Here is a 19,569-nt window from a genome sequence, read left to right on the forward strand (position 1 = left end):
TTTAATTCTCAAATTGAGACAATAAAAATATATTTTTTTTTAATTAATTAACATTCTATTCATAAATATTTTAATTTTTCTTTTATTTTTCAGGGTTAGAAGCCCTATCTTCGCATCAATATTTCATAAAATATCATAAAAAATTAATAAAGTTATCTCCCAAAATGATCGTCAAGCCATCCAAAATTTCCCTTCCATTAAAACTTACCTTTCTCATTTTTTCAATGGTTTTGAACTGTATGGGATTGGTGATTCTGCAGTTGTCAGAAGAGAAAATCACCTATGGAGAACTGGGGCTTTTAGAATCTTTTAAAGATCTGCCCATTGCTTTTATTTCCCTTTTTGCAGTAAGCTTTATCAATAAAACCGGTCCTAAAAAGGCATTGATTCTTGCCCTGGCCATTGTTGGATTCTGTTCCTGCCTTCTTCCTTTTGTAAAGGTTTTCTGGTTTTATAAACTGTGGTTTGCGATTATAGGAGCCTGTTTCGCTATTGGAAAAATCTGTGTTTTTGGGATTATAAGGAATAATATTTCGGATGAAAAATCCCTGGCTAAGACCATGAATAATGTAGAAGCCTCTTTTATGATCGGAATTTTCGTAGTGAATACCGGTTTTGGATGGGTAATCTCCAGCCAGTATTCGGAATTCTGGAAGTTTGGTTTCTTACTGATTGCTTTATTATCTGTGTTGACTATTTTTCTGCTTTCGAAGATAGAAATAGTAGAGTCCAAGCCTATGGAAAGCAAAAGTATTCTCTCAGAACTATCAGGGTTTACTACACCAGCAGTAGCTTTATTTTTAGGAGTGGTCTTTTTTATCGTCTTTGTAGAACAGGGATTCAATTCATGGCTTCCTTCTTTTTATAAAAACCACCTGAAAGTCAATTCTTTTTTTGCGCTTCAGGCCACTTCTTTTCTATCCATCTTTTCTTATGCCGGGCGAACGGTTACTGCCAATATTATCAAAAGATTTTCACTGCCCAGGTATTATATTACTTGTATGACTCTTATTATCACCTTACTGATCATTATACTGGGCATACAGTATTTTGATTCCGAAGATTCCAGATTCTTACTTTTTTTATTTCCGGTTATTGGCTTGTTTCTTTCACCCCTCTACCCTGTGATCAACTCAAGAATGATTGCGCAGGTGGATAAAGATAAAATCAATCTTTTCACCTCCCTTATTGTTATATTTTCCTCTCTGGGCAGCTCTGTAAGCTCTATTATTATGGCTGTTCTGTTTGAAAAGCAATTGTTGAATTATTATCCATTATACATCTTATCTTCTGTAATTCTGCTTTTTGTGATTAGTTTTATATATTTTACTGTCACAAATAGAAAATAGTTTTATTTTTACTGCCATGAAAATCAAAGACACAAAAAGTAAAGAAACGCTACAAGAACTCATTGACACGAAAGATTTCGTAGCGCATATTTCTGTTGACTGCACCATATTCGGCTTTCATAATAACATTCTGAAAGTTTTGCTTTTAAAATATCATGATCTGGATCTATGGTCACTTCCAGGTGGTTTTGTTTTCAATGACGAAGACCTTAGAGAAGCTGCTGAAAGGGTTTTGTTTGAAAGAACCCATCTTAAAGGATTATTTTTGAAACAGTTTCACACCTTTGGAAGGATAGACCGTACAGAGAACAATGTACATCAGATTCTCCTTAAAAATAAAGGAATAACCGTTCCTGAAGATCACTGGATCTTCCAGCGGTTCGTTACAGTGGGATACTGCAGCCTTATCGATTTTTCACTGACTGACACTTTCCCTGATGCTTTCAATGAAAGCTGCGAATGGTTTGAGGTAAACAACCTTCCTAAAATGGCATTCGACCATGACAGAATTATTGAGACAGGATTGGAATATCTGAGAATGAATATCAATACAGAGGTTGCAGCCAGTAACCTGCTTCCGGAAAAATTTACCATGAAAGACCTTCAGGCTCTTTATGAAACTATTTTAGGACAGAAATTCAGAAGAAATAATTTTCAGCGAAAAATTCTAAGTTTAAATATTCTGGACAGAATGGAAAAACTGTATGACGGCTCGGCCAATAAAGCGCCTTATCTGTATAAATTTAAAACTGAAGTTCATAACTCTACCAATCAGTATCCCATCTCTAATGATGAGGAGTCATAAAAATATAAATTTAACTAAAATTATAAACAAAGTAGCAGTAGCTCTCTGAAAATCAATAGTAAAACAAGTTTTTAAAAAAATTTTCCAGACACCACGAAAAATGTTACTTTTAACCAAATCAAAAAATCATGTCATATTATCCTCTTACAAGCATCCCTGATTATTATGGAATTGATGCTTTACTTACTGAAGAACATAAACTCATCCGCCAATCCGTAAGAGATTGGGTTGAAAGTTTTGTAATGCCGCAGATAGATCAGGCCGCTCAAAATCATACAGATATTCCTAATCTTATGAGAGAATTGGGGAAAATCGGAGCACTGGGACCTTATATTCCGGTTGAGTATGGCGGTTCAGGATTAGACCAGATTTCTTATGGTCTGATTATGCAGGAATTGGAAAGAGGAGATTCTGCAGTACGTTCTGCTGCTTCGGTACAGAGTTCATTGGTGATGTTCCCTATTAACGAATTCGGTTCTGAGGAACAGAAAAAGAAATATCTTCCAAAGCTTGCTGCCGGAGAAATGATCGGATCTTTTGGATTGACTGAGCCTAACCATGGTTCTGACCCGGGTTCAATGGAAACTTATTTTAAAGATATGGGTGATCATTATCTTTTAAATGGGGCTAAAATGTGGATCACCAACTCTCCTTTATGCGATATCGCTGTTGTATGGGCAAAAAATGAGGAAGGAAAAGTACAGGGATTAATCGTTGAAAGAGGAATGGAAGGCTTCACCACTCCGGAAACTCACAATAAATGGAGCTTAAGAGCTTCCAAAACCGGAGAACTGGTATTTAATGATGTAAAAGTTCCGAAAGAAAACCTTCTTCCTGGAGTAACAGGATTAAAAGGACCTCTATCTTGTCTGAACTCTGCAAGATATGGAATTTCATGGGGAGTAATCGGTGCGGCTATTGACTGCCACTGTACTGCTGTTCAGTATTCTAAAGAAAGAAAACAGTTTGGAAAACCAATTGGTTCTTACCAGCTTCAACAGAAAAAACTGGCTGAATTCCTGACAGAGATTACAAAAGCTCAGTTACTTTGTCTTCAGTTAGGAAATCTTAAAAATGCTCACAAAGCAACTCCTGCTCAGATCTCTATGGCTAAACGTAACAACGTACATATGGCCATTGAAATAGCAAGAGAATCCAGACAAATCCTTGGAGGTATGGGAATCATGGGTGAATTCCCGATGATGAGACATGCAGCAAACCTGGAATCTGTAATTACTTATGAAGGAACGCATGATGTTCATTTACTGATCACCGGATTGGATATTACAGGAATCAACGCTTTCTAAAAAAAGATAAAAATATAAATAGAGAGTCTGGCCCATGGTCAGACTCTTTATTTTACTCACTTTGCAGAGAATTGATATTCAATGAATAATTGTTGATATCATAAAGTTTTTGTGATTTTATTAAAATTATTACTTTAATACCACACAAAAACAAACAATATGAAAAAAATTACGATTTTTTTATTGAATCTTGCCGCACCATTTTACTTTGCACAGCAGGCTGGTGATGTTGTAAGTGCCGAACAGAAACTGGATTTAACACCACAGGGAGTCATCAATTTTATCGCCAGTAATCTTGGTGATCAGAATGCTCCGGAATTTGCCAACTATCTCAATGGCTTTAATGTAGGCTTAAAGGGTTACAAAATTACCTATTACACCAAAAACGAAAACAATGTTCTTGTAAAAGCTACAGGATTATTGATGTACCCTAACGTACCCTTCAAACTCTCAACAGTAGTATCCGATCACGGAACAACAGACAGCAGAAATAATGTTCCTTCTAATTTTAAAGGAGCTTTAACAGCAGGATTTGTTGTTGAACTTTCCTATGTACTCAACGGCTATATTTTGATGGCTCCCGACTACGTAGGGATGGGAACTGGAGATGGAGCTCACCCTTATGTAGATTATGCCACAGAGGCTGGTGCTACCATAGATTTTATAACCGCAGCGAATAAAGTATTGGCACAACTGAGCATTAAGCGTTATGATGAATATTTCTTAGCCGGATATTCTCAGGGCGCTCATGCTGCCATGTCTACATTAAAAAGATTAAGCATTTCAAATCCCAATAATATAAAATTCAAATATGCCTATATGGGAGACGGACCGTATGATTTCTCAGGAGTAACTTTAAATAAAGGAGTCCTTGAAAAAGATATCTACCCCTTCACCTCATTCCTGGCCAATGTACTTCATACCTGCAACAATACAGGTTATAAAACCTATAATAATGATATTTCAGAAGTTATTTCTGCAGAATATCTCGATAAATACAATTATCATGTTGTTCAGGATAACGGAGGACTTTTGTGGGGGCCTGTTATCTGGAGAAAGCTCTTTACAACCAACTTTGTAAATGATGTCACCAACAATCCCAATAACAAGCTAAGACTATGCATGAAACCTAAGGATGTGTATGACTGGTACAATAAAACTCCAATGACATTGGGACATTCTACTGTCGATTTAGCAATTCCGCCCGAAAATACTTCTAAAACTATTGATGTTCAGCGTGGCTATTATCCATGGTGGGATCTGAATAAGTATAAGCTGGATTCTTTTTACTGGGGACCACTGGGCCATGTGGGAGGAATTCTTCCCTTTACATTAGCTTCCAATGCTAAATTCAATACGCTGAGAAGCGGTGGACTTCTAAATGAATGGGCTATTGCAGGATCAATTTTCGGTAAACAATCAGCAGAGAAAACATCTGAAAAACCTTCCCTTCTGTCTTCACAGATCAAACCGGATCTGGGCAATATGCAGCTGGTAGAAATTACAGATTTTAATAAAGAAAAAGCACAGAGCAGAACGGCCAGCAATCAAAATTTATCAACTTTAAAAGACGGAGTTTATCTTTTGAAAGTATCGGAAAACAATGAAAATAAAATAATTCCATACATCAAAAATACCCCTCAGGAAGTTTCCGAAAACGAAATTGTACAATCTGTGAATGCATCGGTTTTGCAATTAAAAGTAGATCAGGAAGAACTTACTGCTGTACATATTTTTGATGAAAACAGAACCCTGATCAAAAGCATTTCCAAAAAGCAATATCGGGAAGACGGAGGAATCAACATTCAGGAACTGGAAAACAAAAACTATACGTTTGAAGTGGTTACTCCTTACTACAATCTTCAGTTCAGTAAAGCGGTGGGAGGAACAATATCATCAGAAAACAGTACTGATGTCTATACTCAGAGACAACAAATTGTAGCTAAATCCGGCAATGACATTAAAAACATCAGCATTTACAGCATTTCCGGAACTCTGATTATTCAGCAGGAAGTAAACAAACCATTGTTTGAATCCAGAAACTTAGAATCAGGAGTATATCTCGTACAAATCACTCTTTCTAATGGAAAAACCATTAATAAGAAAGTAAAACTGTAAAAACAATCACTCTTCATATCTCATTTCAAGTTAATTTTGGCACTTCAGCAATGAAGTGCTTTTTTATGGATGAGCAATTACAATAACTCCACTAAAAATAATTGGAGATAAATTTCATCTTAAAATACTAAAAATTACGTAATCCATTATTATTTATCATTTTACAACATCCATTTTTAACTTTTCACAAAAATTACATTAAAATAACATAAATGATTCTTGTCATTTATTTTGAATTATTCTAAATAAAATTAGCAAACTTACACTGAGGCTACTACTTTTGCCGAAAGAATAATGCCAGATGGTACATCATGACTCCCTATTCCGTTTGAGGATCCGATTTTTAAGTTTTCTTATTTTTATTATTACGATTACAACCGTCAAGTCACAAAACTTACAATTCACCATCACTTTTGAAATAAAAAGTCTTGATTCAAACTTAATCAATGGTTCTGAAATCAAGATCTACAACGACAAAAATTCCTATTCAGTTTCTACGAATGAAAAAGGAATAGCAGTAATTTCATTGATTCCCGGAAAATATAAAGCAGAAGCCTGGAAAAATGGGATCCTTGGATATTCCGGTAAGATATCTGTAACAAAAACAGAAACATTCATCTTACCGGTTCAGGAGAAACTCAACTCCATCGAAGAAGTGGTGATTACTGCCAAAGAAGGAAAAGGGCTTACCTCTTCTTCCATCATTAATCAGCGGGCTATGCAGCATTTGCAGCCGTCAAGTTTTTCCGATCTTCTAGAACTTCTCCCAGGTGGAAGATCCAATGATCCTGTTCTTAATCAGGCCAACAAAATCAGTCTCCGTGAAACCGGAAGGCCTGGTACTGATTACAATACTTCTTCCATGGGAACTACATTTTTGGTGGATGGTGCTCCTTTAAATTCTAATGCAAATCTTCAGTATTCCTATGATTTTTTAGACAAAACCAATAACGGACTGAAGCGAAGGCTTACAGTAAACAGTGGTGTTGATATGCGAACCATTTCTACAGATCAGATTGAAAGTGTAGAAGTTCTTCGTGGAATTCCTTCTGTGGTCTATGGAAATCTTACCTCAGGAATTGTAAAAATTACCAACAAATCCGGCTATACAAAATGGAAGGCAAGATTTAAAGCAGACGGTTACAGCAAACTCTTTGCCGTGAGCAAAGGTTTTGAAAATAAAGAAAAAGATCTGAAAATCAATACAGGACTGGATTATCTGAATGCAAAGACCGATCCAAGAGACCGATTGGAAAGCTATAAAAGAATCACCGCCCATCTTGGTATCATGAAAGAAAAAAAATATGATCATGGAACGGCAAAATGGCAAAGTAATCTCAGCTACACAGGCTCATTGGACGGTTCAAAATCTGATCCAGATATTGACTTGTCCGAACTGAACTCTTATGAAGTGAATAACCATTTTCTAAGCCTTTCCAATGTATTCAATTATACTAAAAACGAACCGTCCTTCTACCGTTCCACCGAAATTCAGGCAACGGTTAACCAAAGATTTGACAAAATAAAACAAACTAAGTTTATCCAGCTTGAAAATGCAACGGCCTTTCCCCTATCCAGGATCGAAGGAGAATATGATGGCTACTACCCTGAACCACGCTACATTTCAAATTATACAGTAGATGGAAAACCTCTTGATCTGTTTGTTAAAATGATCAATAATTTTCAATTTAATTCTCAATCGATGACGCATGAGTTCAATGCCGGATTCGACTGGCAAATGAGTAAAAACTGGGGCAAAGGACAATTATTTGACATCTACAGACCTATTGATCCCAAAGCTACCTTCAGGCCACGTGCGTATCGTGATATTCCTGCTTATATGACTTCAGCCCTGTTTCTGGAGTCTATCAACTCATTGAATGCAGGTAAGCATAAACTTACACTGGCCTTAGGATTAAGAGGAAACACCATGCTGAATTTACCCTCTTTCTTCAAAATGAACGGAAAGTGGTATGCAGATCCCAGAGCCAATTTTCAATGGGAACTTCCCTCTTTTGACTGGATGAACAAAAAAGCAACTTTAGCTTTAACATTAGGATATGGTAAGCAAAGTCTATTCCCGGATCTCAATCTTCTGTATCCGGAACTCATTTATAAAGACATCCAACAGCTTAATTATTTCCACAACAATCCAAACTACAGAAGAATCAATTATAAAACCCTGATTTACAATCCACAAAACCCAGATATAGAACCCGCTGTTAATGAAAAATTTGAAGCTAGAATAGATTTCAGTCTCGGCACACATCAGCTGTCTGTGACGGTTTTCAAAGAAAATATGCGTAATGCATTCCGTTCTATGAATGAATATGCTTTGTATCAGTATAAAAAATACGATACTTCAGGACTGAATCATGATGCCATCACTTCCCCGCCGGATGTGAATACACTTCCCTACCAGACAGTGAATGAAAACTTTCTCTATACCACTCAGCGAAATGGCAGCAAAGTAGATAAAGAAGGGATTGAATTTCAATATTCTTCCAACAGAATTCCCGTGATCAATACAAGATTTACTTTAAACGGAGCCTGGTTCCGAACAAAATATGGAAACAGTCTACCCGTATACAGAGGAAGAGATTTACTGATCAACGGAAGACCTTATCCTTATCTTGGATTATATGAAGGGATGGAACCCAATTCGGTGAATGAAGTATTGAATACCAATCTGATGCTGGACACTTATATCCCTCGTCTGGATCTTGTTTTTTCATCATCATTCCAGTTTTCTTGGTATTCTACGAGACAAATTCTTCCTATGAGCGGAATTCCAAGCCATTATGTGGATCAGAATGGTACTGTTCTCCCCTATAACCCGGATTCAGTAAAAGGAACTATTCTGGAAAGCCTGATCATTGCTCAGAATGAGGATGTATACAATACCACCAGAAGACCTATGGAAATGAATCTTAATCTGAAAGTGACCAAAAGCTTCAGAAATAAATCAGTGGTCGTTTCCATGTTTGCCAACCGATTATTCAGTTATTATACACCCTACAACATCAACGGATTTACCATCAACAGAAAAGGAGCTTATGATCCCTACTTCGGAATGGAAATCAATTTCAATTTATAAACAATTTCAATTCAATAAATTATGTTAAAACATGTATTAAGAACACTGTTCGTATTGTGTGCAGCATTTGCCATTACAGCCTGTTCTTCAGATTCCAATGAAGCTCCTGAAGCAAAAACCTCATTAAAGCTGGAGCTTAAAGTCGTTCCGGACAATATTCAGGTTAAAGAGTATAAAAATCTTACAATCAGCTTCAAAGAATTAAATTCAGGATTTACTATTACTCAGGAGCTTAAAAACAACAATATTTTGCAGGTTGTTCTACCTTCAGGAACGTATAACATTACTGCAGAAGGAAGCATTGTATATGGTGACAGCTCCGGATCGGTAGAAGCTAAAGTTGCCGGTGTACAGAACGGAATCGTTATCAATGGTAATGAAACCAGCAAAACGCTGGATCTCTCTTTGAAATCAGGTAACAGCAGTGATCTTATCCTTGAAGAAGTTTTCTTTACCGGAACAAAAACACCGCAGGGAGCAATGTATTTCGGTGATCAGTATTTTAAAATTACCAATAATACGGACAAGACTTTGTATGCAGATGGTATGCTGCTGATACAATCCAGTTTTATGACCAATGAAAAACAGGATTACAGCCCTAATATCATGGGAACTACTCTATCTGCAGGTGCTATCATCAGAATTCCGGGAAATGGAACCATGTATCCCGTAAAAGCCGGAGAATCTATTATTATTGCAGAAGATGCTATTAATCATAAAGATTTTAATCCTTCTTCTATTAATCTTTCCAATGCCAATTTCCAGATTTTCAAGGAAGACTCAGATGATATCGACAATCCGGCCGTTCCGAAAATGGTGAATGTTTTTGAAAAAATGGTGATTCATACCCAAGGATATTACGCTTATGCATTGGCACGTATGCCTCAGGGAATGACTAATGAAGCTTTGGTTGCTCAAAACTCTTATACTTACACGTATAACCTTACCATCAACGGTGATGTATATCCTATGGATGGAACAGCAGTTAAAATCCCCAATGAATGGATTACAGATGCCGTTAATTTAAGTGTACAGGATTCATTCCAATGGCTGGTAACGTCACCTTCTTTAGATATGGGATGGTCTTCCGTAACTACTTTTGACGGAGATAAAAACCGTTTCGGAAAAGCTGTCCGCAGAAAAGTGACAGGAAAAACAATGAATGGTAAAAATATCCTTAAAGACACCAACAACTCCACTACAGACTTTGAACATGGTGTAAAGCCATCTTTATTCAATTAAAATGAAATATTTTCTTTCCATATCGATCCTGCTCACCACCTTTTCGGGGATAAAAATGCATGCTCAGATCAATGACACTATCAAAGAGAAAGTGCGCGAAGAATATAGCTTTGAAAGGCTTATTAAAAACAGTCTCACCATTAATCCAGCCAGTTATGCAGGAGCAAGGAAGCACAGCATCACAACCTTTACTATATTGACAGAAAAAAGCAACACTCCCAATCAGCTGCAGCAAAAAGGAAAAGGAAAAAACTTATGGGGCGCAGAAGTGTACAGCTTACAGAAACTCGATGATAAAACATCAATTTGGGGAAATGCTTCTTACACACAAGGGAAAAATAAGCAGGTGATATGGAACGAAAATTCAGATTATGACCTCATCTACCCTTATGTAGCAGCGGACAGTGTGGGTGGTGATATGAAATTTGAAAACTATAGTTTTTCAGGAGGCTATTCTAAAAAAATCAATACCTATACTCTAGGGATTACAGGAAGTTACCAGGCAACATTGAGTTACCGAGATGCAGATCCACGACCGAAAAATACTGCCGCTCATTTTTCTCTGGCAATGGGAGCTGATAAACTGATCTTGGAGAAGTTCAGAGTCGGAGCTTATGTACATGCTGAAAAATATACTCAAAAACATTATCTGAGCTTTGTCAGCAATCAGGGATATCCTATGATTTATAATATGAGCGGACTGGGAAATTACAACGAGCTGCTTTCCGGAAAGCTTCGTCAGGCCTATTACGAAGGCTGGTCTTACGGAGGAGGTTTACAGATCTTTGAAGCAGACAACAGAAACTGGTATCTGAATATAGGTCTTAAAAAGTTTAATCTTGATAAATTATTGACAGAATACACAGACCTCAATGCCTCAAAAATTGATGAACAGCAGTTTACCTTTTCGGCTGGAAAATTCTTTGATTCAGGGAAAACAGTCTGGGGAATTTCTGCAGAAGGAAACAATACGGAAAGAAGAGGAACTGAAAACCTTTTCCTTAACGAGAACTCAAGAAATTATATACAGATTGGAAGTGTGGAAAAATACAACCATAAGATCAATACTATTATTTTCAAAGGACTTATACAGATGGGCAATGAAAAAACAAAATCGTCTCTGCTTCCCTTCTTTGGATGGATTCGGGAAAAAGAAAAGTACAGCAGTCCGGTATCAAGAATAGAATTAAGTAAGCTTATGTATGGAGCGGATTATCAATGGTTGAAAACATTCGAAAATCTACAGACCTTGTCTGTTGTAGCCGGACTTTCAGCAACCAATGTCTATCAAAAAGATTCGCTTTTCAACAATTCAGGAAAGCCTTCCATCAATACGATGCTTCAGGAAAACTATGCCTTCCAGTCTTCGGATTTCTGGCAGGCAAAACTTGATATTTATTTTCATTTTAACTTCCCTGTCGTGAAAAATGCTTTCGTAGGAGGCAAGATGATTTACAGTAATTTTAATAATGGCAGTAATACTTTGTTTGCCATCAGTATAGGAAGTATATTTTAAACACATGATGATAAAATTTTCAGATATTAAATTAGCCGTTGTTCTTGGAGGAATTTCCTTGTTTTTTATGCAGCACACCTTCCAAAAGTACAAGGTAGATTATGGAGAGGCTGTAGAACAATATAAAAAACCCGTAAAATACTGGCCCAAACCTACAGTGGATGCAGAAGTCAGCTGGAAAGAATTTGAAGCGATAGAATGGGATTCCAATTATTATGATACACAGGAGCTTCCCGAAGTAATGCTTGGAAAAAAACTGTTTTTTGATCCCAAACTGTCACAATCCAGTCAGGTATCCTGCAGCAGTTGTCACAACCCTGAACTGGGTTGGGCAGACGGTCAGGAAGTGGCGCTGGGAACCGATCATTTGCAGGGAAAAAGAAATACACCCTCTCTTTTCAATATTGCAGACCGCCAATCCTATTTCTGGGACGGAAGAGCCAAAACATTGGAAGAACAGCTCGTAGGACCTATTTCTGCTCATAACGAAATGAATATGAAGCCGGAAAAACTGGCCGGAAAACTTTCAAAATTTAAAGAATACAAGAAGCTTTTCAAAGAAGTCTATCAAACTGATAAGATTACATTTGATAAAATCGCTAAAGCTCTGGCTACTTTTCAAAGAACCATCAGAAGCCAGCCCAGCAAACTGGATAAATTCATCAAAGGTGATTATAAAGCCATGAGTGACAAAGAAATCTACGGAATGCACCTGTTCCGTACCAAGGCAAGGTGCATGAACTGCCACTACGGAAAAAACCTTACAGATGAATCTTTCCACAATATAGGACTCACCTATTACAAACGGGAATATGAGGATCTGGGTCTCTATCATATTACCAAGAATTCTGATGATACAGGCAAATTTAAAACTCCTTCATTGAGAGATCTTGACTATACCGCTCCATGGATGCATAACGGACTGATGGACGATATGCATGGTGTTGTCAGCTTATACAACAGCGGTATGCAGATGATTAACCCTACTCCGGAAGAAAAGAAAGCTGATCCTAATTTTCCGGTCACTGATCATCTGATAAAACCTTTACATCTGAATGAGCAGGAAATAGATGCTATTGTAGCATTTTTAAAAAGTATGTCCGGAAGCTATTACAAAATGCCAAGACCGGAAATCCCAAGAAAATAGATTAAATAATTGATTTTATAAACAGTAAATCCTTTTATCTAAATAAGCACTTTAGATAAAAGGATTTTTTAATATCTTCTAAATTGATAAAAGTTTTGTTTAAAATTTGAAGCCAATACTGAAATAGATCCTTGAAAAATCAAGCTGACTGTTTCTGGAAATATTCATGCTGATAGGACCGATCAGGGATTCGTAGCCCAGGTTCAATCCATACCCAAACATATCAAAACTGTCATTAAAAGGAGAAAACTCTTCACTCACCTTTCCATAGCTGAATGATGGAGTAAGATAGAGTTTTTTCATAATTCTGTACTGAAAGGATATTGCAGCCTTAGCCACAGAAGTCATCGGAAGTTCTTTCTGACGAAGACCGTTGAATTCAGGGCTTAGCAGATCATAATTATATTCACTCCCACCCAGGTTATATTTCTGATTCAGGAACAAATACGGAACTTTATCTTCTTTCTTGGAACCGAAACTCGTTCCCAAAAACACATTCGCTTTTACGGTCAGTCTTCTCGTGATGGGATAGAAAAAGTTCTCATTCAATGTGAATGAAACAAGGTTTTTAGGCTCAGAATAGTAAGATTCTTTCGGGTTAAGGATCAGATACAGGAGAGGCTGCACGGTATTCAGATCATAAAGCTCATACCGATCTCCGTAATAAAATCTCGTGCTCACCTGCAGATGATTCCCTTTTGTAGTAAAATATCTTTTATTAAGATTGTTCTGTTCAAATTTCAGGAAAGTATTGAAATTACTGTGATTATACAGCTTCTTGCTGTAATTATCTACTTTCGATTGATCTACCTTATCCAGTAAGCTGTACATTCTTTCGGTACTGAATTCTGTTCCCAATGATATATAGGCGTTGGGGTTGATATTATAATTCAGCGCAATCTTTCCGGTTATATTACGGTACATATGGTTAGGAAAACGATCACCTCCATCTTCATTTACATCATACAACCTGAAATTTAGGTCATTACTTTTAAGATGAACCATCTTAGCCTCCAGATCCAGCCATAGACGCTCTCCGCTATCCAGGAACTGCTGATAAGCAAGTTTCGCTTTGAAACGTTCGGAAATATCTACTGTTGCCAGAAATCTTGATCGGTTCAGAAGAATATTTCTGTAGGTATAATTGACAATGATTCCTACGGACTGCTCCGTATCATAGTGTAAGGCCAGTTTAAATGCCCCTTTTTTCGCTCTTTTCACAAATACATTCATCACAAGACCATCGTTTGCATTCGTGTAGGTATAATACACTTTAACGTACTGACGCATTCCAAACACACGGTCTATAGCTTCATTAACCGTTTTTGCATCGTAATACTTCCCTTCCGTAAGTCCCATCTGCTTTTTCAGTACTTCAATTTCTGCCGCGTCAGTAATAGGCGTTCCGTCTTCTTCGTTAAAAGTAAATTTTGTGGTAGGCAGTTTCACCTCTTCAATCATCGTATGCTCATATTGAATTCCGGCTTTTCGCTGCGCCTCTGCCAGAGCAACAAACTCGGGAAGATGTTTTCTCGCTTCAATCTCTCCTATTTTGATAATCTTTCTGTATCTGGCAAAATCCTTCGTGGTAATTTCCCCCAATGGATCTACAAAATCTACGAGAATATTAGAGAGTTCTTTTTGATGCTTAAAGTCTTCCACGGAACGGATGGCATGAGTCTGATAAATCATCTTCATCGGGTTTTCAATCTCCTTTTTCGTAAAAAGCCTGAAACCCGTGTATCCTCCAATCACAAAATCGGCACCCATCTCACGAACTTCATTGGCCGGATAATTACGGTCCAAACCACCATCCACCAAAAGTTTCCCATCAATATAAACAGGAGCAAAAGCAGCAGGAATGGCCAGTGTAGAACGAATGGCCAACGGTAATGATCCTTCTTTCTGCATCACCAGACCACCGTTTTCAATATCGGAGGAAGTAAGCTGAACAGGGATTCTCAGTTTGCTGAAATCGTTGATATGTTTGGCATTGAAAGTAAGCGTATTAAGAACCTCTCCCATGTACTGTCCTTCAATATAAGAACTCGGAAGAGTCGGAAATCCTTTCACTACAGGAAATTCAAGGATATACTTGTCATATTCGTCTTTCTCACTGATATTGACTTTATTGTAAGGAATTTTATTGCTCAGAATCCTGTTCCAGTCCATCTTATAGATCGTATGCTTCAGTTGGTCTGCATTATATCCCATTGCATACAATCCGCCCAGAATTCCTCCCATACTGGTTCCAGTGATATAATCTACTTTGATTCCCAAGGAATCAATCATCTTGAGAATTCCGATATGGGCAAACCCTTTTGCGCCACCACCACTGAGAGCAAGACCAAATTTGGTATCCTTAGTTACATTCTGAAGGGCAATATTCAGAGAATCATTCTTTTGCTGAGATTGGACAATAAGAGAAAAAGCAATAGCTAAAAATATCAGGATCTTTTTCATTGATGGTGTTTAATGTATCTGATGTAAACTTTAAAAGTTTTAACAAGCAGTAAAGATACACAAAAAAACGCCATATAATCTACATTATCAACAAAGTAAACAATTCTAATCCAGCCTATTCATCGAGAATAAACAAAGATTTGAACCCAATTAAAAGTAAAAATTTTTAATAAGTTTTTATAGTTTCTACGAAATTTATATCCGGATTAAGGATTTCCAGGATAAGGCTTTTAACAGATTTCATGGCATCATCAATATTTCCTTTATCAAACTGTAAGGAAACCATTCCCTTTTTGGCGTCTGCAAAACTCCATATTCCTGTTTCAATCGGGAATCCCCAAAACTCAGGAAGATGCTGAACAACGTAATGATAGATACAAAGCTGAAGCGCCTGTTTTCTGTCGCTGTTATGAAAATATTCATCTACATTATCCTGATCAATCTTTACATTGAGATTTTTAATCTTCGCTGTTTTGTAATCAATAATTCTTAGAGTACCATTCAACTTATCAATCCGGTCAATGAATCCGAAGAAAGAAATTTTATCATTTCCATCGAGAGGAAAATCTATATTTTCGAACCTCCTTTCAATGTCAATAATCTCCAGTTTATTGCCTTGCTTTATGAGTTCAAGATCATGATTCAACACATTTTCAATAACCTTTTTAGCAATGGCCTTATGGATGTAATTCATTCCTTTTTCATAGAATTCCGGCTGGTGCTTCAGTTTTTCAATAGCAATATTTATATATTCATCTACTGCTTTAACTGAATTCTTTAAATCACTTTCTTTTAAAACCTTACCCTTTAACACCTCATACACTTCTTGAAGTGAATAATGGACTAGATTTCCGTAATTTTTTATCGACAGCTCTTCTTCAATTTCATCTGTTTCCGAAGTATTTAAAATCTTGGAAAGGTAGAAATCAATCGGATTGTAAAGATAGCTCGTCAGGTGGGAAGCAGATACTTTTTCCTTCCATTTTTGAAGACGTTCCTGTACAATTTGTGTCTTGGAAATTTCTATCGGTTTGGTGGCAATAGGTTCAGAAGAATTTTCAATAATGAGATGTTCGATCTCATGAGAACTTTCCATTTCGATCTGGGTAATGAAACGGCTCTTCTCTCCGGTATTGACTCCGGAACTTAAGGCATTGTAAAGTAAATGTACATTCTTCGCATCCTGAATCAGTCTGTAAAAGTGATAGGCATAAATGCTGTCATTTTCAAGAAAAGTATGAAGATCAAAGAACCTTCGGATATCAAAAGGAATATAGGTATTCTGAGAGTTTCCAAGCGGAAGTTTTCCTTCGTTTACGGAAAGCAGAATAACGTTTTCAAAGTTCAGAAGACGCGTTTCCAGTAATCCCATGATCTGAAGTCCTCTCAGAGGTTCTCCCTGAAAGTCAATGCTCTCAGAATTGATATGCTGATTGATCAGAATTTCCAGCGTTTCCATTTTAATCTCAATATTATAGGGAGTCAGCTGGTTTTTGATGATTCTGAATGCATTTTCAAAGTGAGAGACATTCTCATACTGAATATCGTCTATATCAAGCCATTTTACCTGCTGGCAGAACTCAATAAGCATATCCAGATAGCCGTTGGTTCCTGTTGCTTTTTGAAGAAGGCCATAATAAGACAGCCCGCTCAGCAGTTCATGTAAAAGTTTCCTGGAAATATAGACAATATTCCTCTCTTCTACTTTGGCTTTAAAATCATTGATAATCTGTTCATCTTCTACAGATTTGGGCAGTTCTTCCAAAATGGGGAAAACATCTCTGTAATAATAAGACAGTTTGTTTTTTTCCAATTGTTTCTGCAGATAGAAAAGACGTTTCACCGCATTGGAGAAAGATAAGTTTTTCAACGGGAATCCCATTGTAATATTCAGATTATCAACACCATGCATCACATCAAGACTGGCAGGAAGAAGGTTTTCATCCAGCAGCACTACCGCAGTATTGGAGTAGGTTTTATTATTGATCTCTTTAAAGATCTCAGGCAGTACTTTGGTCTGGGTTACATTCCCGGACACTTCGTATACCTTAATTTTTTTAGGTTGGTTAAAATCATCTTCTATCCATTGAAAAGCTCTGTTATCATCAAATTCTTTCCATGTTTTATGATTTCTAAGGAATTTTCCGGCCTCCTGTCTCTCATCATCGAAATAATAGCGGTCTGCCTGAAAGAAGCACTGCGCTTTATTCCACTGCAAAAGGCTTCTTACAAGCTTTTCTTCTACCGGAGTAAAGGCATTGAAGCCACAAAAAACAAATTCTTCTTTGGTATTTTTTGCAAAGTCGGCAATCCTGGCTTTAGCCGCCTCGTGAATCATTCCGGAAGTTGCCCAGTTTCTCTCCTGCAGTCTCTCCTTGAGTACAGGGAGAAAAACGCTCATATTCTGCCAGAAATTAAGAAACTTTTTTCTTGGAACATCATCATCCTCTCCAAGGTCCTGAGCCCATTCTTTGATCCTTTCTTCATCAAACATATACTGCAGAACTGCCTGATCGCTATCTGAAAATTTGAGAATATCATCCCAATCCTTCTGTAAGGTGGGAAACCATTTCAGAAAATCGGAAAAATCATCTCTGGGGATAAGATTCAGACTTCGGTACACATCAAAAGAGAAAAGCCACAACGGAATCCCCTGAATAGTCTGATGATCCGCTATTTTATTGATAAGCTCCTCGATGGTAAAAAAGTTGGGAAGAAACCCTGAATAGTTATTTTCCTCCAGAATCTGTCTGATAAACACAATGGGACGTTTTCCGGGCAGAATAATATTAAACGCAGAAAGGTCAGTGTTTTGTGCTAGCAGTTCGTGAATGATCTTATTGAGGAATTTCAAAGGGTTTTATAGCTTTTTAAGTTATCTAGTTGTTCAGAAATCAACTGATTATATTCGTTCTGTTTTTCTTTATCAATTCCATGACGGGTTTCGCTGTCATAGGACATCTGAAAGTTTTTATAATCAATAGCGATTCCGTCATAAATGGCTTTGAAATATTTATTATAATCTCCAGAATTTTTAATTTTCTCAGCAACAGCTTTTCTGAATTTTCTCACAAATAATTCTGCAATATCAAAATGCTTTTGCTCATGAAGAAGAATATAATCATCCATTCTTTTGACATCTTTCCAGGATTTATCTTCATGAAACAGGGTTTTGATGGTAATCGTAACCGGCGCCTTTGGATCGGAAGATTTTTCAGAATAAAATTCCCAGCCACAATGGGTGTAAGCTGCTACATCAGGATTCTTTTTCTTGCTAACCGGGCTTTTAAAGTTATCCCATGTTAATTTTTTGCCTTCTTCCCAGATAATTTTCTGTCCGGATACAGCCTGCGCTGCCAATAAACATAATACAAAAGTCAATCTCATTATTCCACTACAATTGTTTTCGTGATCCAGTTATTTCCTCCATTCCAGAATTTAAAAGTATAAGTACCTTTTCTTTGAGGACTGAAGTTGATTTGATTCGCTCCCACGTAATTCCCTTGCGTACAAGGTCCGTTGGTAATATATTTATAGGAAGTAACTGTTCTTTCCAGATTGGTATTGTAAACATAATCATATCCGTAAAAACCCTCACAATGAGACGGATAAGTGGAATAAGTTTTAATGCTCTGTATTGCAAAAACATCCATGGTATCATTGACAATTTTTACGCTGTCTATTTTGATTTTACCAATAGATTCAATGGTATGATAATCATCATCATCACACGAAACCAGAAGCACGCCTAACACGAATACTGAAAATCCAATATTTAAAAGTTTTTTCATACCTTTTACTTTTCTGATTATTAACAAATATTAGCAAAAATTATTCCTTATTCACATAAAAATCAGGAATTAAAATTACCTTTTGATACATAAACTACTTTCTTCGTATCAAAAAATTCTTCATCAAAATAGTGTTTAAGATTGAAAATTTCACATTTAAGTCCGGCAAGCTCTTCAGCAAGATCACCGCCTTTCAAATATAAAATTCCGTTATGTTTAGGGTTAAACTGTTCTTTTTCAAATTTCCCTTTCAGCCATCTTAAAAATTCCGGCATTTGAGTTACCGCTCTGCTGACTACAAAATGGAATTTTTCTTTAAGCTTTTCTGCTCTTCCATGGATAGCCGTTACATTGGTCAGTCCTACTCCATCTGCCACAGCCTGTACCACGCTGATTTTCTTACCAATAGAATCAATCAGGGTAAATTCTGTTTCAGGAAACAGGATCGCCAGAGGAATACCTGGAAAACCACCTCCGGTTCCGATATCCAAAACTTTGGTTCCCGGTGCAAATTCCATCACTTTTGCAATTCCCAACGAGTGCAGAATGTGCTTTTCATACAGTGATTCCATATCTTTTCTGGAAATTACATTGATCTTTTCATTCCATTCATTGTACAGAGTTTCCAGTTTTGAGAACTGTTCTTTCTGTTTTTCAGTAAGATCCGGGAAATATTTTAATAGTAACGATGCAGACATGTGAATTATTATAAACCGCAAAAATAAGTTTTATTT

Annotated in this window: 13 protein-coding genes; 8 read left to right on the forward strand and 5 right to left on the reverse strand. The window is 36.9% G+C overall.

Annotated features, from left to right (window positions below; all coding sequences use genetic code 11):
- The first annotated feature begins 164 nt into the window (after positions 1–164).
- From ACMA47_RS01820 to ACMA47_RS01855, 8 genes are all read left to right on the forward strand, one after another.
- Entirely contained in the window at positions 165–1,349 is a 1,185-nt protein-coding gene (locus ACMA47_RS01820; protein ID WP_413928426.1) for an MFS transporter, read from the forward strand.
- Positions 1,350–1,365: 16 nt separating this feature from the next.
- Positions 1,366–2,154 (forward strand): NUDIX hydrolase, encoded by a 789-nt coding sequence (locus ACMA47_RS01825; RefSeq protein WP_051934549.1) that lies wholly within the window; start codon positions 1,366–1,368, stop codon positions 2,152–2,154.
- Between the two features lie 128 nt (positions 2,155–2,282).
- Positions 2,283–3,461: an acyl-CoA dehydrogenase family protein gene (locus ACMA47_RS01830; protein WP_034698448.1), complete on the forward strand. Its 1,179-nt coding sequence runs from the start codon at positions 2,283–2,285 to the stop codon at positions 3,459–3,461.
- Positions 3,462–3,620: 159 nt separating this feature from the next.
- Positions 3,621–5,579 carry a T9SS type A sorting domain-containing protein gene (locus ACMA47_RS01835; protein WP_413928427.1) on the forward strand — a complete coding sequence of 653 codons (1,959 nt, stop codon included), beginning with the start codon at positions 3,621–3,623 and terminating at the stop codon, positions 5,577–5,579.
- A 301-nt stretch (positions 5,580–5,880) separates the two neighbouring features.
- Positions 5,881–8,676, forward strand: coding sequence for a TonB-dependent receptor plug domain-containing protein (locus ACMA47_RS01840; RefSeq protein WP_413928428.1), 2,796 nt, complete (start codon positions 5,881–5,883; stop codon positions 8,674–8,676).
- A 21-nt stretch (positions 8,677–8,697) separates the two neighbouring features.
- Complete coding sequence (locus ACMA47_RS01845) at positions 8,698–9,918, forward strand: DUF4876 domain-containing protein (RefSeq protein WP_413928429.1); 1,221 nt, start codon at positions 8,698–8,700, stop codon at positions 9,916–9,918.
- Position 9,919: 1 nt separating this feature from the next.
- Positions 9,920–11,434 carry a DUF6850 family outer membrane beta-barrel protein gene (locus ACMA47_RS01850; protein ID WP_413928430.1) on the forward strand — a complete coding sequence of 505 codons (1,515 nt, stop codon included), beginning with the start codon at positions 9,920–9,922 and terminating at the stop codon, positions 11,432–11,434.
- A 7-nt stretch (positions 11,435–11,441) separates the two neighbouring features.
- A complete protein-coding gene (locus ACMA47_RS01855) occupies positions 11,442–12,581 on the forward strand; it encodes a cytochrome-c peroxidase (RefSeq protein WP_413928970.1) in 1,140 nt (379 codons plus the stop codon).
- Between the two features lie 99 nt (positions 12,582–12,680).
- Here ACMA47_RS01855 and ACMA47_RS01860 read toward each other — a convergent pair whose 3' ends face one another.
- The 5 genes from ACMA47_RS01860 to rsmG form a co-directional block, all read right to left on the reverse strand.
- The gene (locus tag ACMA47_RS01860; RefSeq protein ID WP_413928431.1) at positions 12,681–15,044 is read right to left on the reverse strand and encodes a patatin-like phospholipase family protein; all 2,364 of its coding nucleotides are present in this window, start codon (positions 15,042–15,044) and stop codon (positions 12,681–12,683) included.
- Positions 15,045–15,210: 166 nt separating this feature from the next.
- Positions 15,211–17,898 (reverse strand): PD-(D/E)XK nuclease family protein, encoded by a 2,688-nt coding sequence (locus ACMA47_RS01865; protein ID WP_413928432.1) that lies wholly within the window; start codon positions 17,896–17,898, stop codon positions 15,211–15,213.
- Complete coding sequence (locus ACMA47_RS01870) at positions 17,895–18,431, reverse strand: DUF922 domain-containing protein (RefSeq protein WP_413928433.1); 537 nt, start codon at positions 18,429–18,431, stop codon at positions 17,895–17,897. The genes ACMA47_RS01865 and ACMA47_RS01870 overlap by 4 nt, the downstream gene beginning before the upstream one ends.
- Entirely contained in the window at positions 18,431–18,835 is a 405-nt protein-coding gene (locus ACMA47_RS01875; protein WP_034698481.1) for a hypothetical protein, read from the reverse strand. Before ACMA47_RS01875 ends, ACMA47_RS01870 begins: the two co-directional genes overlap by 1 nt.
- A gap of 62 nt (positions 18,836–18,897) precedes the next feature.
- Positions 18,898–19,533 carry a 16S rRNA (guanine(527)-N(7))-methyltransferase RsmG gene (gene rsmG / locus ACMA47_RS01880; protein WP_413928434.1) on the reverse strand — a complete coding sequence of 212 codons (636 nt, stop codon included), beginning with the start codon at positions 19,531–19,533 and terminating at the stop codon, positions 18,898–18,900.
- Positions 19,534–19,569: the final 36 nt, after the last annotated feature.

This window comes from Chryseobacterium sp. T20 (assembly GCF_047345655.1).
GTDB lineage: Bacteria > Bacteroidota > Bacteroidia > Flavobacteriales > Weeksellaceae > Chryseobacterium.